The following is a 22,426-nucleotide window of genomic DNA, read 5'->3' as shown; positions in this document are numbered from 1 at the left end:
CTCAATGCCGAGCAAAAACACACAGGGATGAATCCGCAATCCGTCTCCACGAGCTCGTTTTCTCAAAGTCAAATCGCCGAAACTGATTTCGAAAAGCGCCGTGGCATTAGCCATGTCGAATTTCGAACAGGACTCACGCAGGTCCATGTCCTCGATCTGCCCACCCCAGTTTCCAAAAGCCGAGTCGAAACCCTTCGCGCCGTCGCAAAAGCCGGTATCAGCCTCGATTTCCTCAAACTGACGCCGACGGGCATGTCGTTCATCGTCCCCGCCGACAAAACCCAGACGATTAGTGAAACCCTGGGTCATGAGAACATTAAGAATCAGCTCGATACTGGTCGGGCTATCGTCCTCGTCCACGCCGTCAATATGCGGGACGAAGAGGGCCTGATCGCCAGCATTCTGCGCCGCGTGATCGACTTGGGAATCATCATCGACCACGCCTCGGACATGCACGATCGCATCCTCATCGTGGCCGACGAATCGCAGACGGAAAAGTTTAAGACGATCTTTGCGGAAGGTGAGCAGAATGGCTGAGCGAATCCACGTCATGAAGTTTGGTGGCACCAGCGTCGCCACGCCCGAGGCGCGCATGACTGCGGCGATGCGGGTCATCAGCGCCAAGGAGAAGGGTATCAATCCGGTCGTGGTCGTCAGCGCCATCGGTCGAAAGGGAATGCCTTACGCCACCGATACCTTCATCAACCTGCTCAAGGAGGTTGATCCGAGTGTTGAACCCGATCCGCGTGAACTCGATCTTCTGATCGCTTGCGGCGAAATCCTCAGTTCGGTCATCTTTGCCCACACGCTGAAGACCCTCGGACACGCAGCCAGCGCGTATCGTGGCGGCCAGGCGGGTATCCGCACCGACGGCGTCTACGGCAACGCCCGTATCGTCTCCATCAACCCGACGGCGCTGTTCCGCTGTCTCGATGAAGGCTCGATCCCGGTCGTGTGCGGCTTCCAAGGCGTCTACTCGCCGGATCGCTCCCTACCTGGCGGCGAACTCACCACGCTTGGCCGTGGCGGCTCGGACACGACCGCCTCCGCGCTTGGCGCGGCGATGAAAGCCGACGCGGTGGAAATCTACACCGATGTCGATGGCGTAAAAACCGCCGACCCGGACGCGGTGAAAGAGGCTCCGACGCTCCGCCAAGTCACCTACGACGAGGTTGCAGAGATTGCGCACCTTGGCGCGAAGGTGGTCCACCCCCGCGCGGCGGAGATCGCGATGAACTACGACATTCCGCTGTGGGTGAAGAACACCTTCAGCGACGACATCGGAACCGAGATCGTGAGCCGCGACAAGTTTCCCGGTCGCCGCGTCACCGGTGTGACCCACACCGGCAAGCTGGTGTACATGCAGTTCGACCTGGTGACCACCGAGAAGAGCCATCGCGCGGCTCTGGAATCCAGCATTTACGCCACGATGGAGCGGTACGGCGTCCAGCTTTTCATGTTGAACGTCAGCCCTGAATCGACCGGCTTTGCCGTCCCTCGCGATCAATATTCGATCGTCGAAGACGTGCTGGACGGGCTCGTGATTCCGGTCGGCGAAGGTGACTCGCGCATCGTTTACGTGTTCCAACTCGGCAGTCCCACGCCCGAGGTCGAGACGCAGGTCCAACTGCTTCAAAGCCTGGGCGAAGTGCGCAAGATCGTCGCGGTTCTGACCGAAGGTTGCACGATGGTGTCGCTCGTCGGCCACGAATACATGCAACAACCTGGCGTGTTCTTGCGGGCACTCGAAGTGCTGGAAGAAGATCGAATCAGCGTGTTGCAGACCTCCGACTCGGACTTCTCGCTCAGCGTTTTGGTGCCGGAATCCGAAGCGATGCGAACGGTCAAGCTCTTGCACGAGCGCTTCGGCCTGGCCGAAGTCGTATAAGTAGCCAAATCGGTCAAGCGTCTCCTGCCCGCGGTGTAGGATCATGAAAAGCGATGAGAACGGAGACGCGACAGGAATACCAGGAACGCATCGAAGCGGCGATCAAGTTCGTGTTGAGCCGCCTGGATAATCCGCCTTCACCGGTCGAGATTGCCGACTACGCCGGATTTTCCCGGTTCCATTTCGGGCGAGTTTTCTCGATGGCCGTTGGCGAGCCCTTGGCCGAATTCGTGCGTCGCTTGCGCCTCGAAAGGGCGGCTTGGCAGTTGGAGAACTCGGACGTCTCGATCACAGAGATCGCATTCGAGGCGGGCTACGAGTCGGTCGAAGGCTTCGGCCGGGCCTTTCGGGACCTCTTCCACGTCGCTCCGTCCGACTTTCGCCAACAGCCGGCCCGTCACGAGATTCAATCCTCGTGCGAAGTGCATTGGTGCCCGCAGGGGCGGAGGTCCATTCCGAATCTCGTCATCAGCGGTGAATGCAGTATGGAAGCAAGAATTGAGAAAATTGACGACATGACCATCGTGGCTCTGCGCCACATCGGCCCCTATTATCTGATCGGCGAGAAGTTTCAGAAGCTCGCCCAATGGGCGATGCGGCACGGCGTTCCGATCACCAAGGCGATCGGCGTTTGGCACGACAACCCCGACGAGAAGCCGGTGCACGAGCTTCGGTCCGACGCCTGCTTGGTCGTCCCCGACGGATTCTCGCTACCCGAGACGGACGGCCTCGACTTGCGAGTCGACAAAATCCAGGGCGGGAGCTACGCCGTTGGAACCCACAAGGGTTCGTACGAAGGGCTGGGCGACGCCTGGGCTCGGTTCTGCGGTCAGGCACTTCCGAAGCTGGGTCGCCAAACCGGCGACGCTCCCCCGTTCGAGTTGTATCTGAACGACTGCATGTCGGTTCCGGTCGAGGAATTGCTGACCGATCTCTACGTTTCGCTTCGCGACTAAGAAGATTCTTGAACCTAGGTTCTCCCGTTCGACGTATGCTGTAGAGAGGCAAATGTCGAACGGCGAACCGGGAGAATCCGATCAATGAACCCCTACCGTGCCCAAATATGGTTTTGGCTCCAGCAGAATTGGTCTTGGTGTCGCTGGTTGGTTTGGGGTCTTGCCGGAGCGTGGATTCTGACTCGATGCGAGTTCGAACTTATCCCCGGCTTAGCCTTGTTCATGGTGTGGGATAACTCGCTGGCCGACTTCCAAAAGCACCTACGCGACCGAAGTCTCCCACCCGACAACAATCAGGCCCTGCTATGGCAACACGCGATGATCAAGGCTCACCTGTACGTCTACGGCACGCTGCTGGTCCTCTGCCTAGCGGGTTGGATCGGCTATCGCATTTGGAAGGCTCGGCAGTGGATTCCCTTCAATAACGGCTACGACTGGAGCAATTACGGCAACGGCGGACCGATGTAACTTCGTATCGCTAGGAAGGGCCCGAGATGTTTTCGCAACTGAAGTTTGTCAATAAGCTAAGCAATGCCTACATTTTCGTGTCGTACCTGATCAGCCTCCAGGTCTTCGCCACTCTGCTTGGGCTCTATTTCGCGATACCCGTCTTCGACGACCTTCATCGACGCATTCCAACCGTCCAGCGCGACGCGATGATGAAGGACGCGATGATCCGCGCTCATATCGATGTGTACGTCATCGGCATCCTTGGCTTCTTTGCCTACGGCTTGCTCTACAAGCTGTGGGAGCAACGGCGATGGGTTAACATGGAGATGCCGGACGACGACGGCTGGCGCTTATGACATTCGATGAATTGGTGGCGATCGGTCTAGAATTCGACGGGGTCGAAGAAAGCACTTCGTGGCGCACGCCGAGCCTGAAACGCAAAGGCAAATTCATGCTCCGCCTGAAAGAGGAAGGCGACACCGTCGCCGTCAAGCTGGATTGGGAGAACCACGACCGGCTCTTGGCCGCTCATCCCGATCAGATTTTCAAGACGTCGCATTATGAAGGTTATCCGGCGTTCTTGGTCCGCCTGGATGGACTCTCGCCGAGCCTCGCGCGGGAGGTCGTCGAACTCTCGTGGACCGACGCCCCGAAGGCGGCAAAAAGCCTTCCCCCGACCAGCGCATGACCTACGACGACTTTGTGAAATTGGCTCTCGAACTTCCCGACACTACCGAGGTGGTCGGAAAGGGCGGTCCCGGCGTCAACCGGGGCGAAAGGGGCATGTTCTGGCTGAAGAAATGGGAACTGCTGTGCATCCACGTCGACTGGGATAGCTATGACCGGCTGATGGCCACGCACCCCGATGTGGTCTATACGACACCGCATTTCAACGGCTACCCGGCGGTTCACGCCCACCTAGAAATCCTCTCGCCGGACCTGGCCAGGGAGCTGATCCAGATTTCCTGGAACGTCGCGCCGAACAAGATCAAGTATCGTCGTCAGCCTAAATCTTGATCCGACCCGACTTCATATCCTGACTGACTGACATGGTTCGCATTCTCGCCGCAAAGGCGCGAAAGACGGCCCAATAGTCGCTGTCTCGCTCCAGGCCGTCCCAAAACGGCTCGCAATCGGCGATGAGGAGTACGTAGTAGCCGAACATGTAGTGGGCGACCTCGGGTCGAACAAGGCCGGAGTTGACCATGAGGGCGATCTCTTCCAGGAATCCGACGAGGTTGCGCCGCTCCTGCCGGGTGACGTCCTTCAGCTTGGAGCAGTCGCGGTGGATGTGGGTGAGGATGGTTTGGAAAGACTTTTCCTCAAGGAATCGACGCCGAAGATCGATGAACTGAGCGGCTCGAATCGCGTGGTTTTGGCGGGCGTATTGAACCAAGCCCTGCCAGAGAGTGAGGAAGGCGATGGCCCCGCCGATGATGATCGAAACGTCCTTAACCGTTTCTAGTAACACTTGGTTATTTTGACATCGCGCGGAGGCCATCGATTGACGATTGTCGCGACTTCGGCGAGTCCAAACTAAAGCTGCGGAAATCGCCTAATTCTTCGCGAATGAAAGCCTCGGTTCGCTTAATTTCTGCTTCCAATTCGCCGTTCATGGGCACGAAAAGCGCATAGACCAGCGAGGTCGACGAAACTTCGTATTCCCACAGCCCGACGATGCGCCCACGGTCGATGATCGCCTGATTGTAAAGGTCTTGGGCTTTCAGCAGGCTTCCCGCCCCCTTCTCCAACGGCACCTGACGTTCGAGGTCGGTGGCATCGAGGAATCCGTGAATCTCTCGGCGATGGAGAAAGAGCCCGTCCAACGTCGAAATGAGTCGGTAGATTGGCTGGCTAGGCGCTTCGAAATTCCGATAGTCGTCGAGATCGTGCTCGCGGATCAGCAGGTCGGTATCTTCGAAGGGAACCAGCCCAAGGTTCTTCGTAGCTTCCTTGGAGACTCCCACTCCAAGCCCGCTGAACCATTGAAAATGAGCCAGCGACGCCATGCCGACCCAACTCCAATACAACTCGGCCAAGTCGCGGTACGCCTCGTCCTTCGGGTACGAATCACCGACATGAGGACCGTCCTCGAAAAGCTGATAAGCATAGGTTTGGGCCTCCAAACGCCAATCGATCGGTACGCGTCGGATGCGACCCTCGGCCTGTAGGCTCAGCAATCCGAGCGAAAGGCTCGTGGTTTGCCCAACCTTCTTTCCCACTTCGCCAAAGTTCATGACGAGATCGCCGAGTGCCTTCTTGAGGCCGTTCGTGTCGAGCGCGCCACCCTTCAGAGCGCCCAGAATCCCGGCCTTGAGGTCGGCCAGGTTTTCGTCTGTAAATCCGAGCTTGTTCTTCGCCGTCCGAATCGCCGAAGCGTCGTTAAACCCTTGCCCAGCCTTGATGCCCACCTGAAAATGATCGCGAGGAAGGAAATAGGTACACCCCCGAGCACTGGCAAACTCGTAAATCTCCATCGCCTTGGCGTCCGCCTCGGCTTGGGCTTTGTTCGACCCGTTGCGGGCAAACAGCGTGAGGTAAATGTTGTGTCCGCCCACGCTTCGCGCCCAGCCGGTGCGTGCGAGAACTTCGCGATTCGTCTCTTTCGTGAACCCGAGCAGGCCCTGTCGATGGGAGAGGTACGCGCGCAGTTTGGCGAGATCGGCCATCAGTGCCCTACCTTTCGCAGTTCGATTCTGCCGCCGTATTCAAGAGTTGGACAGCGTTTGGCGATCTCGACCGCCTCGTCCCAACCTTCGGCCTGGTAGATGAAATAGCCGGTGATGTGGTCGGGGTCACCGGCAAAATCGACGACTTCTTCTTGAATCTCCCCGTTCTCGACCGAGAGATAGCGTCCGACCGAGTTGATGGGATCAGCCTTCACGATTCGGTCGTCGAAGGACTTTGCGAACTCGCGATACTTCTGAATCCACTGCCCTTGCTCTTCCTCGGAGAAGGTCTGCCAAATGTCGTCGTCGAGCATCAGCAACACGAAAATCGTCATGCGATGATGATAGCAAATCGGAGGCCGGAAGTCTTCTTCGATCTTGCTATTCGGAACCGTAAATCTTTTTGGTCTTCTCGCGCCACCGCTCGAAGCCAAAGCCGATCGCGCCGAGAAGGCACAAGGCCAACGCACCCAGCTTGGCCAACCCGAGATACCGGGGAACGGAGATGTACTTTGACGCCTCCGAGTGAATATCGACGAACTTCGCGCCGTCTGTCCCAGTGCCCTTCACAAACGTCGTTCCGGGGGGCAAAACGGTTCGCATGGGAGTCGAAACCACATCCTCTTTGTCCACAAATTGAACCAGCGGAAGCGTTCCTTCGAACGCGGTCAGGCTCACAAAGAGCATCGCTCCGAAGAAAATGACAAAAATACCCAACCACTTCACTTTTTAAGTCTAAATACTAGAAATTTGTTTACAACGGGAGCAGTTTTAACCTTAATCATAGTAAGATTAAGCATCGCGACGATGCGATAGCGTTCCGGCGACGAGGCTTGGGAAATGAGGATTGTCGTCAATGAGTCTCAAAAAGGTTCTTCCTAGTTTATTACCTTTCGTCCTTGCGACAGCGGCGCACGCACAAGATGCCGCGCCAAAAGTCGATTCAGCTAACAGTGCGTGGATGATCGTCGCCACCGCGATGGTCTTGTTCATGACCCCTGCTCTCGCCCTCTTCTACGGCGGCATGGTGCAAAAGAAGAACGTTTTGAACACCATGCTCCTTAGCCTAGCGATGATGGGCGTCATCAGCCTCATTTGGGTGCTGGTTGGCTACACGTTCGCCTTTGGCAAAACAACCAACGGCTTCATTGGTGGCTTCGACTACATCCTTGGCCGTAACATTTCCATTGACACGCCATACGGAACGCAGACCATCCCCGCCGCGCTCTTCATGCTCTTCCAGATGAAGTTTGCGATCATCACTCCGGCTCTCATCTCCGGTGCGATCGCCGAGCGCGTGCGCTTCAAGGCTTATCTCACGTTCATGATCATTTGGTCCATCGTGATCTACACGCCGATCGCTTGTTGGGTCTGGAACCCAGATGGCTGGCTGTGCAAGATGGGCGCCCTCGACTTTGCCGGCGGCACCGTCGTCCACCTCGCCAGCGGTGTTTCGGCTCTGGCTCTGGCCGCCTTCATCGGGCCTCGAACTTCGGTTGAGACGAAGCCGAACAACATCACGTTGGTTCTGCTCGGCGCGGGCATGCTCTGGTTTGGTTGGTTTGGCTTCAACGCCGGATCGGCATTGGCTATCGATAAGGTCGCCGTCAACGCGTTCCTCACGACTCACCTCGCCGCCGCGGCGGGAATGCTCGCTTGGATGATCATGGAAATGATCCGAAGTCCGAAGGGCAAAGCCACCGCGATTGGCGGCGCGAGCGGCCTCGTGGCTGGCCTGGTCGCCATCACTCCGGCGGCTGGTTTCGTTAGCCTCTCGTCTTCCATCCTCATCGGCCTTGCCGCTGGCGTCGTCTGTAATTTCGCCATCGAGCTCAAGCACAAGATGAAGATCGACGACGCACTCGACGTGGTCGGCGTACACGGCATCGGCGGAACCCTCGGCGCGATCCTCACCGGCGTCTTTGCCACTGCGACGGTCAACTCGGCCGTCGAGGGTTCGCTCCAGGGCGGACGCGGCCACCTGATCCTCGTCCAGTGCATCGCCATCGTGGCGACCATCGTCTTTGCGGGCGGCGGTTCGTACCTGCTGGCGGTCATCGTCAACAAGTTCACGCGACTGCGAAGCAGCGAGAAGTCCGAGATCAAGGGCCTCGACCTTGCCTACCACGGAGAGCTTGGCTACGTCATCCCCACGCCGAAGGATCCGCTGGTTGCTCCGGCCGCTTCCGAAGTTCAGACCGGTATCGACAGCCTCGAACCGGCAGTTCTGCACTAACTCCATAGCCACATAAAAAAGACCCGGTCCGAATGGGCCGGGTTCTTTTTTTGTCTGAGCGGTGAGAAGGATTTACCAGACTCGGTAGTCCGAAGTTCCGAACTCTCGGATCACCATTCGACCGTGCTCTTCCTGGAGGTAGATCGAGTGGTAAACGCGCTGGCGGTTGCCCCACTGGTCGGTGTACTCATGCACGGCCGAGATTCGAGCCGAGTCGCGTGAGGTGCGCGTCTCGAGGATGCGATACCGGTCGGTATCGGCATTGCTCGAAAGGTCGTGGATCAGGTCGTCGAAGTCATCGGCGCTGATCGAGTAGTCGTATCGGCCATCTCGGAAGATCGCTACGCGGCCATCGTCAGGGATCACTCTCTCTAGAGCCCTGAAGTCGCGCTTCTCGAAGCCATCTTGAAGGTCGTCGAGTGCGTAATCCAGATCCTGATTTCGCTGATAGTAACTGCTGTGGCTGTCGTTGATGTAGACGAATCCGACGTTCCAACCCCAATACCCACGATAGTTCGAAACGATGATGTGGTCGCATGTCAGATAGCCCGGCAGGAACGAGTAGGAGTACCACGGTGAGATCACGAAGTCAACGCCAAAGAATGGGGTCGAGCAGTAGTGCGGGTACCAGAAGTAGTTGTCGTTCCAGTGCTGGTTGTAGTGGTAATAACCGGTTCGCCAGCCGTTGTAGTACAGGCCGTTATACTGGCGCGGGAAATCTTGGCGAAGAGCCTTGAATTCCATCGAATTCGGGTTGATCACGCCGCGATAGTTCGGTGATCGATGCGAACTGCGACTATCGACGTTGACCGTGATATTCGTATTCGAGTGGTAGTTCACCGAGCCGCTTCGGGAAGACTGATTGGGTTCGCGTCGTCCGGCGTCCGAGCCGTTGCCGCCACGTGAACGTCCGGTTCCTGGGTCGGAAGATCGACGGTCGTTGCCCCAAGGATTGCCATCTCGGCTATTGCCTCGGTCTCGGCTGCCGCCGCTGCTTCGGCTGTCGCCACTACTTCGGCTATCGCCTGAGTTGCCGCGGTCTCGCGACGGACCATTGGAGTTGCCGCCTCCCTGGTTTCGGTCGCGACCGCGCCCGAGTCCGCCGTCTTGGTTGCCATTGTCTCGCGACGGGCCATTGTCTCGGCTGTCGCCGCGATCACGCGACGGTCCGTTGTCTCGCGTCGGCGGATTGCTTCGATCTCGGCTTGGTCCCTGATCCCGCGACGGTCCGTTGTCCCGCGTCGGCGGATTGCTTCGATCTCGGCTTGGTCCCTGATCTCGCGATGGGCCATTGTCTCTCGTCGGAGGATTGCTTCGATCTCGGCTTGGTCCCTGATCCCGCGATGGGCCGTTGTCTCTCGTCGGAGGATTGCTCCGGTCGCGAGATGGGCCCTGGTCTTTGGACGGACCATTGTCTCGGGTGGGGGGATTGCCGCGATCGCGACTTGGTCCTTGGTCACGCGAGCGGCCAGGATCGGAGCTTCGTCCAGGGTCGGAACTGCGCCCACGATCACGCGAACCACCGTTATCGCTTGGAGGTGACGAACGATCTTGGCTTCGGGAAGGTGGGGAGGAATCTCGAGAGTGACCGGGGCCCCTATCGCGTCCGCCGCCGCCACCCTGGCCTCTACCAAGGCCAGAATCTTGAGCCATTGCAAATACTGCGCACAAGGCAAGGGCTCCAATTGTAAGGTAGCGAAGGCTTTTCATTTGCTTTCACTAACTACGACGGACGACTGATCCCAAAATTTCAAAACCAATGGGACTTTAGAATCTCATCACCTGAGTGGGTAGTTCATAGATTGAAAAATACGATCCATGGACGACTTCTCGGTAGGTTGGGTCATCGATTTTTGGGAGGGGCTCGAGGTCGGAAGAAACGATGATCGCATAGAATTGGACGGGAGGATGTTCTTGACGGAAGACTTGCTGAACTCGGGTGCCAGCGTCATTCAGCAATGACCAAATACCTTCCGGCGTGGCTCGTCCATCGTGTCGACCAACGTAATCGAAAGCGCGCCCGATGTCGCCAAACGTGATGGTCATCATCGACGGTTCTTGGAAAATAGTGTTGACGTAGGCCGTTCGATCTATGGGGGCGTAGTTAGCGACCGAATAGGGCATGGGCTTCCATTGGCTGGGTTGCCACTGGCTATGTTCGCCGATGGTGGAGACGATCAGCGCCGGGGTACCGGGCAGATTCTTCATGGCGATTCGCGCCTCTTCCAGACGCTCATTGGCGACCAAGAAGCCTTTGCCAACGTAGCCGGATCGGAACAGGGCAAGGGTCACCAGGGCTGCGGCCACGAGCGAGAAATCCTTCTTGGACTTGATCTGCGGTGTGAGGACGGCGAAGGCGAGGCAGAGCCCAAAGAGCACGAAACGGTAGTCAAAATTCTCTGCGAGACCGAGCTTGATCGGCGCTACGGCGAAAGCGAGGAAGGGAATGACGAGGAGCGCGATGGCCAGCCGGTTGAGTGCGAACGTTTTTCGGACCAGAAGAACGACCACGACGATAGAGACCAGGCCGACAAAGAGGTAATCAAGTCGAAGTGACCCGGTCAGAAAGGCTTCGGAAAGGTTGTGGGCTTTTGCCTCGATGCCGCCGAACTCGATCGATTGGGACGTGCCGCCAAACTTTGCCAGCTTGAAATAGACGAGGTTCAAAACGAGCAGCAATCCGATCTGGATGCCTTGAGCCCGTCGGCTTTGCTTCGTGCCTTCTGAATCGAAGAGGAAGCAAAAGGCTCCCATGATGAAGAGGAGAAGCGCCAACTGGTGCGAGGCGAAAATCAGGAGGGGGAACAGGATCAGGAAGGGCAGGGACTTGACCAGTGGCCCCTTCTTTGAAAAGGCGATCAGGTACCACGGAACCAGCGCCATGCCGGCCAGATACGGCAAGAAGCCCTGGATCGTGACCATGTTGTACGTCAACAGCACCGGAAGACATCCGGCGATTCCCGATCCGCCTCTCGACTTGGCCAGACGAAACAGGCCAAAGTTCCATAGGGTCAGCGCCAATAGGTAGAAGACCTTGCCGGTGAGATCGAAGCTGAGCACGTGGGCCAGTAGCCAGGCGGGCACATCAAACCCGAGGTACGGACGAAAATAGAAGTTCGTATGGTACATCGACGGGAAGAGCGGTGACTGCCTGTCCCGAAGCAAAATGGCGATCCGCGACAAGTGGTCGGAATAATCCGAAAAGGGGAGGTTCTTGACGATTAGGATCGGGACCATCGCAATGAGATGCATGATCCAAAACAGAGCGCCGCTCTGCTTACTAAATTCGTTTGGTTTGCCGTCAGCCGATTCCATGTTCCCTACAAAGGGTGTTCGGCAACGGCGCCGAACTTGATCTTAGCGCTTAGAAATAACTTCGCGTCGCCAGCTCGTTGCTACGATGATACCGATGTTAGCAACCAGCGATGCGCCGAAGAGGTTCCTCAATCTCGGATCACCGACCTGAACCACACCAGCCGTGACCCACATCGCGAGGACGATGAACGGCAGGTTGATGGCAAGGAAGTAGAGAAAGTCTTTGACCTGGTTAGCTCCTTTGCTTCGCTTCCGCTTTGGGATCACCATTTGCTGAGCGTAAAAGGCGATAACTACAGCCGGAATCGATGCGAACGGCACCAGCGTCGGCGCGTAGGGGAAGGTCCCCGTCGCCATAAAGGCCAGCTTCATGACGGTCCAAATGAGGATGGTGGTGAGAACGGTTGCAGCCACGATCATTGTCATGTCGACCAGAATCTTCGTGGGCAGGAACTTTCCGATTTTTCGGTCGAGGATCTGAAGTCCAAAGTCGATTGCGGCAATGTGGCTCAGCTTGCTCTCGCCGTGCTCGCGCTCGCCGAAGACGATCGGCACTTCGGCCACCCGCAAGCTATCCGGGCTTACGAGTAGGATGTCGAACAACAGCTTCTGACCGCGGCCGCAAAGGTTCGGGGCGGCGGCTTCGATGACCGGTCGTTTGAGCATGAAGAAGTTGCCCATCGAGTCCTTCAGCGGCACTTGAAACCACTTTTGGGCCATGACGTTGCTCCACAGACTCAGCTTCGTTCGGAAATTGGTAAACGAGGTGAGGTCGGCGCCTTCGGCAAATCGGCTTCCGACGACGACGTCAGCTTGATCCGAATCGAGGATTCGGAACATTTCCATCAGCTTCGTTTCGTCGTGCTGACCGTCGGCGTCCATGACGGCGATGATCGGCGAAGCCGCCGTCATCATGCCTTCGGCGCACGCGGTCGAGAGTCCGCTTCGTCCGAACCGGCGAATAAAGCGAAAGTTGTCGTGGCGGTTGGCCATATCGACCATCAGCGCCGGTGAATCATCCTTCGAATTATCATCGACGATGACGAGTTCCCACTTGAGGCCGGTTAGCACTCGCTCCAGCGATGCGTAAAGGATCGGTATGTTTTTGGCTTCGTTGAGCGTTGGGACGACAATCGTGAGATCGAACCGCGTCGTTGAGTGATTCTCGATTCTCGGTTCTTCCAACTTAACTTCGACAAGTCTCATTTCTTAAAGAACCTCATAAATATTATGCGGATGAAAGGTGCAGATTTCATGCCACCGACTTGAACTTCGTGACTTTCGACGTCAGGTTCAAACGAAACTTTTAACGAACCAATACTTATCCCCGGTAATTTTGCCAATATTAATCAGTAATGAGCAAACGAAAGATTGCGGTTATCCCTGGCGATGGAATCGGGCCGGAGATCACTCGGACGACGATTTCCATCCTCGAATCTGTAGGGTTCGAAGCCGAATGGGTTTACCTGGAAGGCGGTCTTGGTGCGGTCGAAAAAGGCAAAGATGCCATGCCGCAGGAGACCATCGAAACCATCCGCGAACTGGGAATTGCGCTCAAAGGGCCGACCACCACGCCGGTGGGCACCGGCCATAAATCTGCGAACGTGATCCTTCGTCAGGCCCTCGATCTCTTTGCGAACGTTCGACCGACGAAGACGATGCCAGGCGTCCACGGTCCGTTCGAAGGTAAGCATATCGACCTCATTATCGTTCGAGAGAACACGGAAGACCTCTATGCGGGCATCGAATATAAGGCCCATCCGGACGTCGCTCAATCGATTAAGGTCATCACTCGGCCAGGATGTCAGCGCTTGTTCAAATACGCGTTCGACATGACTCGCAAACAGGGTCGAAAGCGCATCACGGCTGTCCACAAGGCCAACATCATGAAGCTCACGGATGGCATGTTCCTCGAAGAGTTCTATAAGACGGCGCAGGAATATCCCGATCTGAAGGCCGACGACATCATCGTCGACAACTGCTGTATGCAGTTGGTCATCAACCCCGAGCAGTTTGATGTGATCGTCACCGAGAACCTTTATGGCGACATCGTTTCCGACCTTTGCGCCGGTCTCGTCGGCGGTCTCGGGCTTGCGGCTTCGGCCAATATCGGCGCGAAATGCGCGGTGTTTGAGGCGGTGCACGGTTCGGCGCCGGACATCGCAGGCAAGGGCGTCGCCAACCCAACAGCGCTCCTTCTGTCGGCTCTGATGATGCTTCGCCACCTGGGCGAGAACGAGAAGGCAGATCGAATCCTCAACGCGGTTCTCCAGGTCTGCGATGAAGGGCAATGCCTGACCATCGACCTTGGCGGCAAGGCGACGACTGAAGAATACAAGCGCGAGGTCATCAAGACCGCGGGCGAACTCGTAGCGAAGTAAGGTATTTCGGTAGGTTCTTCTGGCGAAGGACCTACACTTTGTAATTGCCGAATAGGCGTACGCGTTTCATAATCAGAAGATATGAAACGTCATAGCACTGCAAAACTCTTCGGCGTCACCGCGTTCCTCTTGGGAGCGGTTGCAGCCAATGCCCAGTCCGACATCGTTATGACGGTGAAAGATTCGGCTGGCCGAGCTATTACCGGTGCCGCCATTGTCCTTATCGGTCCGGAGAAGTCGCCGTTCTTTGTCAATGCCGCGGTCACTAACCGTGACGGCAATGCGGTTGTGGCGAAAGTGCGGGGTGGAAAGTATATTGTCGTTGCGACAAAGGACGACTTCGCATACCAAATGAAAGAAGTCACGTTGTCATCCAACAGGCCAACCCAGATTGATTTTCGCTTAGGCCCGAACAAGTCTGAGAAGATTCTGGTTTTCGCTCGAACGGACGATACGAACGAACCGATCCGAGGCGCTCAGGCCGAGATCACCCTTGGCAATGCGACGGTTGCGAAACGATATTTGTCGGGATCGAATGGGCTTGCCATCATCCCGATTGACAATGCGCCGAATGCACGCACTTCGGTGAGCGTTTCGGCCAACGGCTTCGAAACGTACACGGCTGGTGTGATAACCAACTTTCGACGCGATACCGTTGCGGTCTTCAACCTGAAGCGAACGACTTTGGAGCGCATGGTGATGGTGCGAACGATGGACTCGTCGGGCCGCAATCCGATTTCGCGAGCGCGGGTGACTTTTGAAGCCGATGACCGAAGCGAAAGCAAGACGGTTACGACGGATTCGAGTGGGAACGCCTCGGTTCGGTTGACCAAGAAGGCGGTCTATACGGTGACGGTCGACGGCGGCGGTCAGAGTCGCGTGACCGAGAAGCTGGACCTGCGAAATTCATCATCCAGCGTGATCGATAAGACTTATCGCCTGCGTGGCACCACCGGGAATCCCTCTGGCACCAACTTCGACATGAAGCTGAGCGGCGACATTCGAATGAAAGGCGGGAAGATCAAGATGGATGAGACGGTCTCGGCTGACATCGGAGTCTATTACACGGGTGGTCGAAACGAGACGATGCCTGCTTCGGTTTCGGTGCGAGTGCTTGGTCCGAGCGGACGGGTGGTCGCCAGCGATTCGTATCGTCTGAATCTTGAGATCAACGGGACAACCCGCAAGTCGTTGGACATTCGAACCAATGAGGCGGGCGTTTATACCATCGAGGTTACGGCGACCGGCAATGGCATGAAGGATTGGTCGGCGACGAAGAAGTTTACGGTCGACCGCGAGCGAGCCGACCTGAACGCTAAGATCGATGGAACGTACGCAGGAACCATCGACGTCGTGAACCTGGCAGGAGATAAGGTGGCGCATACCGCTTCGATCAAGCTGTCGAACTCGCGAAGCAACCTGATGGACGTCAGCGGCTACTTGGCTCCAGGGCGAAACGAAGGCTTCCACATCACGTTCAAGGGAACGTACGATCGGGCTCGACAGTCGCTTTCGGCGGTTGGCGAACTCGTGGACAAATCGAATCGCCGATGGGACATCCGGCTTACGGGCAAGGTCGATAGCGCCGGACGCCTCGACTTGAGCCTCAGCATCCGCGAGATCGGTGGCAACTACAACCGCCGCGCAGACGGTTTGCTGAAGAAGAGCTAGCACCTGGTTTTGGCACAAAATGGCACGGCCGTCGATGGCGGCCGTGCTTTTTCTTTGGATGATGAGAACGATCTAACTAATTCAGGAAATATTTTATCAAGATTGGGTGTTTCCCGTGGAATTGTGGTTGTATCGGCACCGTAACGGTTCTTTGGAGCGCCCGCCGTAAGATTGGCGAGAGAATTCTTCGACAGATTCAATGATTTGCCAAAACCTGGTAAAAATACTTGCTTTTCTGGTCGAGGCGTGATATCGTTTCAGGACACTGTGGACAGCGATAAATCGGAACGAAAATGGCATTCACGCACGTGGATTGGCCGTTCGTTCGCGGCGGTTTTGATCGTGCTCGGAGCATTGATCACCGCTTACGGCATCGCACCATGGCGGTTCCGGCCTGGGCTAACTCTCGCCCAAAGCAATTTGAGGCTGAGAGTCGGAACATCGAAGATCGCGACTGGGAAGTTTCGCATCATCAACAACACCATGACCCCCATTCGTCTTTCGAAGGCGTCGGGTTGCTCGTGTTTGGACCTTCGGTTCGACTCGGATTATCTGCTGCCTCTGGAAAGCACGGAGGGCGATCTGAGTGTCGCCACCGATTCGGTGAAGTTGGGGGTGTGGAATCTCGCGACAATCAAAGTGAATGGTCACGACGACAGTCGTCTGGACCTTCGGTTTTTAGCCTATCTCGGAGATAGATCATGAAAATCAGTCGAAAATTGCCGATGGTTGCATCGGCCTGTGGGATATTCGTCATTGCCGCGACGGTGGTCGCCGACATGCAGGGGCTATGCCTTCGAAACGACCCCGCTTGGGCCTACGTGAATCCGCCCGGCGGATGTACGGCAGACGCCCAGTGCATGCAAGAAAAGCACACGACGGGCAGTTCTTGTCAGTACGGCCCCTACGGTTGGTGCCACGACAGCTTTGTTTACGCGTTCTACTATGAGCGCGAGGGGTACTGTATATCCGATCCAGGCGGCAACTATTGTGATTTCACGAACGTCTCTTGGACAACGGTAACGGACAACCCAGACTATGCTCCTACCTGCCAAGACTTTGATAACGGTACGGGTGGGGACATCACGAACTAGGGTCGCGATGTCGCCGAGACCTGTTTTTGTGGAGTTTGTTTATGAAGCATTCCAACCCATGTAGGGTAGGACCGATCCTTTGCGCCGTCACTTTGGTGGCGGCGCATTGTGCGGCCAACCCTGGCGAGCCAGCCAATCGCATTTTGGAAAACGACCTTTTTCGGGGAGCCGAATCGAATCGATCTCAATACGAATTTGACTATGTGCGTTGGGAAGACGCTCGCCAGATTGTGCCGCCGACGCCAATGACGGACAAGATTCGAGAATCGCTGTTGAAGATGGGCAACACTCAGGCCGATTTGGACCGGGTTTGGCTCTACCGGCAGAAGATGAGCCGACGCAATGCGGGCGAGAAGTGGGAAAAGGGGACGATCGTCGTACGGCGGTTTGGCAGCATGGTGGCGGTGGAGAAGAAGGTTTTGGCTCGAAAGGTCGCCGGTGAGGACTGGCAGGCGGTCGAAGCGATCGCCGAGAATACGGCCAGGAACCTCGCGTTGAAAGGGCTAAAGATGCCGATGAGCTATAAGCAGGACGTGATCCGCGACTTTAGCAACGGCTCGTTGCTTTCCACGGTTGGCCGGTTTGGGCCGTCGGGACGGATCGATGCGGATATCGATAAGGAGGCCACTTACAGCTTTCCATCGACCATCGGCAGTGGAGTTTTGGCGATTCCTCTGGCCGGACTCCCACTCAGTAAATTCGTTCAGATCGATCGGTTTGGGCGGATCGAGGGAGGCGTTTCGTGGGCGAACCAAGAGGTCGTGCGGGAAGGCCACAAAAAGACGCAAACCTTCGAGGTCGATGCGTCTTCGGGAGATTTGGTCAACTTTACCGAGTCGGTCGCAAAGACGCCGTACTTCACGGTCGATATCGAGCATTACAACACCTATCCGAACGGATCGAGGGTGCCAACCAAGGTCGACGTGAAATTTCGAAGCGGCTCACTGGCTCACCTTAGCCAACAGGTGACTTATACGCTGAAAAGCGCGGAGTTTGGAGACAAGGTAGACGTCAAAGACATGACCTCGATGGGGCCGGTGGGAACGCAGGCGCAGGATAATCGACTGAAGGGCCCGAAAGCGGTGCCGTATGTCATCGGGGAACGGCCAAAATCCGACGCCGAGGTGCGGCAATTGGCCGGGCAGTCGTTTCAGCATGACGTTCCGCCCAACAATTCTCCGACGCAGCTTTTGTACATCGGGACAGGGGGCTTTCTCCTCTTCGGCGGGGCGGGTCTAGCTTATCGCATGAGGCGACCTAGGTCCTTATGAAAACTTAACTTGACGTCTGAACAAAACCCGACTACAATCCCTCTCGGGGGATTTGGGGTCTGTTTATCTATCTTTGATAAATCGACTCCTTGTAAAAAAAGATGTTGGGAATTGTCGGACTAGTGTGCGCGTTCGGTACGACCCTGCGGGGTCATGTGACGGTAGCGGGTAAGGACACGGGAATTCTCCGTCTCGTTCTTTTTCAGAGGACGGCGAAGCCCGAGGCAGTTGCAGAGACAATCGCGGGGGATGGAACGTACAGTCTGCACGGCAATGCGGTGCCGTCGAATTCGCTCTTTGTAACCGTCCCGGTGACGGATGCTGGTTACGTTGGCGGGCCGTGGGTAGCGGCCAAGACGTCCGACGCTCTCGACATTCATGCTTTTCGGCTTTCGGGTAAGTCGATTTTGTTGACGCCGGACGATTGTTCGAAGGTTTTGCTCAGCATGGCCGAGACGTGTGCGCTTCAACTCGACGGTCGGGCGCGAATCCCCGGCGCAGTCGTGTTGAACGGTCGGATTGCGCTGGACCGCGAGGCGACGGAGCCCGACCGGGATATTTTGACCCGTACGGTGGCGAAGGCTCACGATTCGACGGTCGATGGAGCAGACGATTGGATGCGCAAGATCGCCCGGGCCATCGAACGGGATGATGATCCCTTGCCGAACTATCGCACGCTTGAACCTGAAAAGGCGATCGAACGGCTTTCAAAACTGACGGGTGATGAGGCTTTATGCGAGGGGATGCTGGACCTCTCGTTTGCGGCAGAGGAGTTTGGCGACTGGGTTCCGGCCGCGATATGTCCGCTGTTTTCGAAGTCTGTCGGAGTCGAAGGGGAACAGCCGGGGCACGTCAGTTTTCAAATCGCCTGCGCCTCTGAGTCAGGTTCTCCGCTGTCGCCTCCACTACTTTTCCGCCGCGACGTCGGCGTGACCAAGGAGGAACTTGGAGACTGGGCGGCAAAGAGTCCGACGGCGAGGCTGTATCTCTTCCGCTTGGCCGTGAGCCTGCTGGCAAAGGATGACGTGGTGCGGGAGCGCGCGGCGACACTGCTTCGGGGCTTTCAGCCGCGATTGCGGATCTATCTCTGAACCGGTTGCGGCACGAGGTCGAGAATCTCTTGATGAAGGCCCACAAAGAATTCCTGGTGCGGCAGTTTCGCCTCGCATAGGCCGTGCTTCGTCATGAGCTCGGCAAATTTCGCGAGGGCCTCGTTGTCGCGGTGGCTGGAGAAGCGGACGCCGTGGGCCAAATAGCTTTCGACTTGGTCGTAGGTCCAGCTCGATCGGGACATAGCGGAGCGGATGACAAAGTCTCGACGATACTGCTCAGATTCTGACACCGCGCGAAGGGCATCTAGTTCGTGGGGGCGGGCCGAATCCGGTGATGTATCGATAAGGCGGTGAAGGGATGCAAAGCCGCTGGCGGCAAAGGCATATCCCAGGATGTTTGTGAGCACTTGGCTAGCAATCGGTCCAAGCCACAGGGCCCACACGAACGGCAGACCGGTCATCTCGGTCCAGGCCTGGCCGAGGTCGATGTCGACCAACCCTGTCCCGTCGGCTTCGTAGCCTCGATCGCCGATGAGAACGCAGGCGTCGTGGTCCTTCAGCATATTGGGGCCATCGGGCGGCAGGTTATCGAGGGTGGGAAAGACGCCTTGCTCGGCGAGAAGCACTTGGGCGAGCATGTTGCTGGTCATGCTGCTTTGATCGAGGGCCAGGCTTTTGATCTGGCCGACGGGCACCTTTGAGAGAAGACGGACACTTTGGACCGGACCATTGCTCATGATTCCGACGGTGCTGGCGGGCCAGAGGTCGTCGCGACGCAGAAGCTCGACACTGGAGACGAGAATGGCGTCCACCTTGCCGGATTCAAGCATCGCCGGAAGCTTCGAGGGGACGTCGTAGAGGACGTCGACGAACTCATTGGGCTGGTCGAAAACGGCCACCAGTGGGCGCGCATTTACATAGGGGACACAGCCAACTCGAAATTGAGCCATCCACCTGTAAAGGTACCTCTGGGGCGGTCGGGTTTGGAAAAATTTCTAGAAAAGGGGCTTGTCAAAAATGGAGGCGGTATGTAAACTGATGTCTACTATGATTGATGTGGCGGTTCAACGATGTTCCTGGGCGAACGGCGACCCGGTGATGGAGCGATATCACGACGAAGAGTGGGGCATTCCGGTTTACGACAGCCGGATGCTTTGGGAAACGCTGATGCTGGAGGGCTTTCAGGCGGGGTTGTCTTGGTCGGTGATTTTGAAGCGGCGGGATTCCTTTCGAGCGGCGTTCGATGGGTTCGACCCGGTAGTGGTGTCTGACTATGGGGACGAAGATGTGGAGCGGCTGATGAATGATCCGGGAATCGTTCGGTCGCGGGCCAAGATTTTGGCGACGATCGAAGTGGCTCGCAAGTTCTTGGAAATCGACGATTTCTCGAAGTTCGTTTGGAGCTTTGTGGATGGCAAGCCGATCGTCAATCGGTCCGGGGTGGTGCCAGCGGAGACGCCGCTGTCGGCGACGATTTCGACGGCGTTGAAGATCAAGGGGTTTAAGTTCTGCGGTCCGGTGATCGTATACGCGTGGATGCAGGCGGTGGGGATGGTGGACGACCATCACCCGGATTGCTTCCGGGTGAAGGGGTAGGTCATATGTCCACTTTTTGAGTCCGCCTGGTTCTTGGAGCGCGAGGTAAGTAAGATGAAGGGTGTGTCGATGAAGTTCCGAAGGCTGTTTTTCTTGTTGCTGCTCGCCTTGGTGTTTCCGGTTTCTTCGCCGGGGACGCCGGTTAAGAAGGACACGCGGCCCAATATCGTGCTGATCCTGGCGGACGATCTCGGCTTTTCGGATGTCGGCTGCTACGGCGGCGAGATTCACACCCCAAATATCGACTTTTTGGCCAAGAACGGCCTGCGGTTCCGCAAGTTTTACAACACGTCGCGATGCTGTCCGACTCGGGCGTCGCTTCTGACCGGCCTCTATAACCAGCAGGCCGGGATTGGCGAGATGACGACGGACCGAAGCAAGCCGGGTTATCGCGGTTATCTGACGGATAACACGGTGACGCTGGCCGAGGTTTTGAAGAGCGCCGGGTACCACACGGCGATGGCGGGCAAGTGGCACGTTTCGAACACCGAGGAACAGCCGACGGGGGAAGCGCAACTGAAGTGGCTGAACCATCAGGAGTCGCATCCTTTCTTCTCGCCGGTCGAGCAGTATCCGGTCAACCGCGGCTTCGAGAAGTATTACGGGAATCTTTGGGGAGTGGTCGACTACTTTGACCCCTTTGCTTTAGTGGAAGGGACGAAGCCGGTGGAGAGCGTGCCGAAGGGGTACTACCACACCGACGCGATCAACAACACGGCGGTCGAGGATATCAACGAGTTCAGCAAAGACGATAAGCCGTTTTTCCTTTATGTCGCACAAACCGCGCCGCATTGGCCGCTGATGGCTCCGAAGGAGGAGATCGCCAAGTATGAGGACACCTACAAGGTGGGTTGGGATGCGATTCGGGAGGCGCGGTACCAGCGGATGGTGAAGATGGGGTTGATCGACCCGGCGAAGGCGCCGATGTCGCCGCGAATGGGAAGCGACTTGAAATGGGAGGATAATCCAGACAAGGATTGGGACGCCAGGGCGATGGCGGTTCATGCGGCGATGGTGGACCGGATGGACCAGGGAATCGGCCGGATCATCGATGCTTTGCGGAAGAACGGAAAGCTCGACAACACGCTGATTCTGTTCCTGAGCGACAACGGGGCGAGCCCGGAGGTTTCGGCGGCGTATGGGCCGGGGTTTGACCGCCCGAGCGAAACGCGCGACGGTCGGAAGATTGCCTATCCGGTGAAGAAGAAGGTGATGCCAGGGCCGGAAACGCAGTTCGGTTCGATCGGGCCGCGATGGGCGAACGTGGCGAACACGCCTTACCAGTACGCCAAGGCGCAGTCGTATGAGGGCGGCCTGCACACGCCAATGATTGCGTTCTGGCCGAAGGGTATTCGGCATAAGGGCGGGTACACGGACCATTGGGGGCACGTGATGGACTTCATGGCGACGTTCTGCGAGATGGCGGGTGCGAAGTATCCGACGACTTACCGTGGGCATGAGATCACGCCGACGACGGGGATCAGCTTCTTGTCGACTTTGAAGGGAACAGAGTCAAAGACCCAGCACGGCCTGCTGTTCAATGAGCACTTTGGGGCGCGGTATATCCGCGACGATGTGTGGAAACTGGTGTCGCTATCGGGGAATCCGAAGTGGCATTTGTACCGGATCAATCAGGATCAGACGGAGCTGAAGGATTTGGCGGACGAGTATCCGGACGTTGTGGATCGGCTGTCGCATCGGTGGCAGATGTGGGCGGATACGCATAACGTTTTTCCGAAGCCGAAGTAGGGGCTTGGTTGGTGGTACTCCACCGTGTTTCTCCGAGACGCCTGTGCCCCGAGAGATAGGAACCCAAGGCATGGCTCCCAGATGGGCAAGATGCCCAC

The 22,426-nt window shown here is 57.0% G+C and carries 25 protein-coding genes; 16 read left to right on the top strand and 9 right to left on the bottom strand.

Translation table 11 applies throughout. From position 1 onward, the window contains the following. Positions 1–27 precede the first annotated feature (27 nt). The 7 genes from GC165_17380 (at position 28) to GC165_17350 (ending at position 4,311) form a co-directional block, all read left to right on the top strand. On the top strand, positions 28–537 hold the full coding sequence (locus GC165_17380; protein ID MBI1334645.1) for a hypothetical protein: 510 nt from the start codon (positions 28–30) through the stop codon (positions 535–537). Next, positions 530–1,888: an aspartate kinase gene (locus GC165_17375; protein ID MBI1334644.1), complete on the top strand. Its 1,359-nt coding sequence runs from the start codon at positions 530–532 to the stop codon at positions 1,886–1,888. Before GC165_17380 ends, GC165_17375 begins: the two co-directional genes overlap by 8 nt. 53 nt (positions 1,889–1,941) lie before the next feature. Further along, positions 1,942–2,844, top strand: a complete 903-nt coding sequence (locus tag GC165_17370; GenBank protein ID MBI1334643.1) for a helix-turn-helix domain-containing protein — start codon at positions 1,942–1,944, stop codon at positions 2,842–2,844. A gap of 84 nt (positions 2,845–2,928) precedes the next feature. Then, positions 2,929–3,312: a hypothetical protein gene (locus GC165_17365; GenBank protein ID MBI1334642.1), complete on the top strand. Its 384-nt coding sequence runs from the start codon at positions 2,929–2,931 to the stop codon at positions 3,310–3,312. A 26-nt stretch (positions 3,313–3,338) separates the two neighbouring features. After that, positions 3,339–3,650 (top strand): hypothetical protein, encoded by a 312-nt coding sequence (locus GC165_17360; protein ID MBI1334641.1) that lies wholly within the window; start codon positions 3,339–3,341, stop codon positions 3,648–3,650. Then, on the top strand, positions 3,647–3,982 hold the full coding sequence (locus tag GC165_17355; protein ID MBI1334640.1) for an MmcQ/YjbR family DNA-binding protein: 336 nt from the start codon (positions 3,647–3,649) through the stop codon (positions 3,980–3,982). The genes GC165_17360 and GC165_17355 overlap by 4 nt, the downstream gene beginning before the upstream one ends. Then, entirely contained in the window at positions 3,931–4,311 is a 381-nt protein-coding gene (locus GC165_17350) for a hypothetical protein (protein ID MBI1334639.1), read from the top strand. Before GC165_17355 ends, GC165_17350 begins: the two co-directional genes overlap by 52 nt. Here the strand turns inward: GC165_17350 and GC165_17345 are convergent. Genes GC165_17345 through GC165_17330 form a run of 4 tightly spaced genes read right to left on the bottom strand, consistent with a single transcriptional unit; the run spans position 4,301 to position 6,689 of the window. Next, positions 4,301–4,765, bottom strand: a complete 465-nt coding sequence (locus GC165_17345; GenBank protein MBI1334638.1) for a hypothetical protein — start codon at positions 4,763–4,765, stop codon at positions 4,301–4,303. The two genes, GC165_17350 and GC165_17345, sit on opposite strands and share 11 nt — an antisense overlap. 4 nt (positions 4,766–4,769) lie before the next feature. Then, positions 4,770–5,963, bottom strand: a complete 1,194-nt coding sequence (locus GC165_17340; protein ID MBI1334637.1) for a hypothetical protein — start codon at positions 5,961–5,963, stop codon at positions 4,770–4,772. Then, the gene (locus GC165_17335) at positions 5,963–6,298 is read right to left on the bottom strand and encodes a hypothetical protein (GenBank protein MBI1334636.1); all 336 of its coding nucleotides are present in this window, start codon (positions 6,296–6,298) and stop codon (positions 5,963–5,965) included. Before GC165_17335 ends, GC165_17340 begins: the two co-directional genes overlap by 1 nt. A gap of 46 nt (positions 6,299–6,344) precedes the next feature. Beyond that, complete coding sequence (locus tag GC165_17330; GenBank protein ID MBI1334635.1) at positions 6,345–6,689, bottom strand: hypothetical protein; 345 nt, start codon at positions 6,687–6,689, stop codon at positions 6,345–6,347. Between the two features lie 130 nt (positions 6,690–6,819). Here GC165_17330 and amt point away from each other — a divergent pair, with 130 nt between their 5' ends. Then, a complete protein-coding gene (gene amt / locus GC165_17325) occupies positions 6,820–8,199 on the top strand; it encodes an ammonium transporter (GenBank protein ID MBI1334634.1) in 1,380 nt (459 codons plus the stop codon). 72 nt (positions 8,200–8,271) lie between these two features. Here amt and GC165_17320 read toward each other — a convergent pair whose 3' ends face one another. The 4 genes from GC165_17320 to GC165_17305 form a co-directional block, all read right to left on the bottom strand. Continuing rightward, positions 8,272–9,039, bottom strand: coding sequence for a hypothetical protein (locus tag GC165_17320; protein ID MBI1334633.1), 768 nt, complete (start codon positions 9,037–9,039; stop codon positions 8,272–8,274). Beyond that, positions 9,036–9,833, bottom strand: coding sequence for a hypothetical protein (locus GC165_17315; GenBank protein MBI1334632.1), 798 nt, complete (start codon positions 9,831–9,833; stop codon positions 9,036–9,038). Before GC165_17315 ends, GC165_17320 begins: the two co-directional genes overlap by 4 nt. Before the next feature lie 133 nt (positions 9,834–9,966). Next, positions 9,967–11,514, bottom strand: a complete 1,548-nt coding sequence (locus GC165_17310) for a hypothetical protein (protein MBI1334631.1) — start codon at positions 11,512–11,514, stop codon at positions 9,967–9,969. Between the two features lie 42 nt (positions 11,515–11,556). Further along, entirely contained in the window at positions 11,557–12,720 is a 1,164-nt protein-coding gene (locus tag GC165_17305; GenBank protein MBI1334630.1) for a glycosyltransferase, read from the bottom strand. 149 nt (positions 12,721–12,869) lie between these two features. Between GC165_17305 and GC165_17300 the strand changes: the two genes are divergently transcribed. The 6 genes from GC165_17300 (at position 12,870) to GC165_17275 (ending at position 19,022) form a co-directional block, all read left to right on the top strand. Next, entirely contained in the window at positions 12,870–13,895 is a 1,026-nt protein-coding gene (locus tag GC165_17300) for an NAD-dependent isocitrate dehydrogenase (protein MBI1334629.1), read from the top strand. A gap of 81 nt (positions 13,896–13,976) precedes the next feature. Beyond that, entirely contained in the window at positions 13,977–15,566 is a 1,590-nt protein-coding gene (locus tag GC165_17295) for a hypothetical protein (GenBank protein MBI1334628.1), read from the top strand. 246 nt (positions 15,567–15,812) lie between these two features. Next, positions 15,813–16,271, top strand: coding sequence for a hypothetical protein (locus tag GC165_17290; protein ID MBI1334627.1), 459 nt, complete (start codon positions 15,813–15,815; stop codon positions 16,269–16,271). Further along, on the top strand, positions 16,268–16,660 hold the full coding sequence (locus tag GC165_17285) for a hypothetical protein (GenBank protein ID MBI1334626.1): 393 nt from the start codon (positions 16,268–16,270) through the stop codon (positions 16,658–16,660). The genes GC165_17290 and GC165_17285 overlap by 4 nt, the downstream gene beginning before the upstream one ends. A 41-nt stretch (positions 16,661–16,701) precedes the next feature. After that, on the top strand, positions 16,702–17,931 hold the full coding sequence (locus GC165_17280) for a hypothetical protein (protein ID MBI1334625.1): 1,230 nt from the start codon (positions 16,702–16,704) through the stop codon (positions 17,929–17,931). A 101-nt stretch (positions 17,932–18,032) separates the two neighbouring features. Next, positions 18,033–19,022: a hypothetical protein gene (locus GC165_17275; protein ID MBI1334624.1), complete on the top strand. Its 990-nt coding sequence runs from the start codon at positions 18,033–18,035 to the stop codon at positions 19,020–19,022. On the opposite strand, the gene GC165_17270 is transcribed toward GC165_17275, so the two are convergent. Then, a complete protein-coding gene (locus tag GC165_17270; GenBank protein MBI1334623.1) occupies positions 19,013–19,933 on the bottom strand; it encodes a hypothetical protein in 921 nt (306 codons plus the stop codon). The two genes, GC165_17275 and GC165_17270, sit on opposite strands and share 10 nt — an antisense overlap. Before the next feature lie 97 nt (positions 19,934–20,030). On the opposite strand from GC165_17270, the gene GC165_17265 reads away from it, so the two are divergent. Further along, positions 20,031–20,579 carry a DNA-3-methyladenine glycosylase I gene (locus GC165_17265; GenBank protein ID MBI1334622.1) on the top strand — a complete coding sequence of 183 codons (549 nt, stop codon included), beginning with the start codon at positions 20,031–20,033 and terminating at the stop codon, positions 20,577–20,579. Positions 20,580–20,648: 69 nt separating this feature from the next. After that, positions 20,649–22,328, top strand: coding sequence for a sulfatase-like hydrolase/transferase (locus GC165_17260; protein MBI1334621.1), 1,680 nt, complete (start codon positions 20,649–20,651; stop codon positions 22,326–22,328). Positions 22,329–22,426 lie beyond the last annotated feature (98 nt).

Source organism: Armatimonadota bacterium, assembly GCA_016125185.1.
Classification (GTDB): Bacteria; Armatimonadota; Fimbriimonadia; order Fimbriimonadales; family Fimbriimonadaceae; genus Fimbriimonas.
The sequence above is the reverse complement of the archived record's forward strand: the minus strand, read 5'-3'. Positions and strand labels throughout refer to the sequence as shown.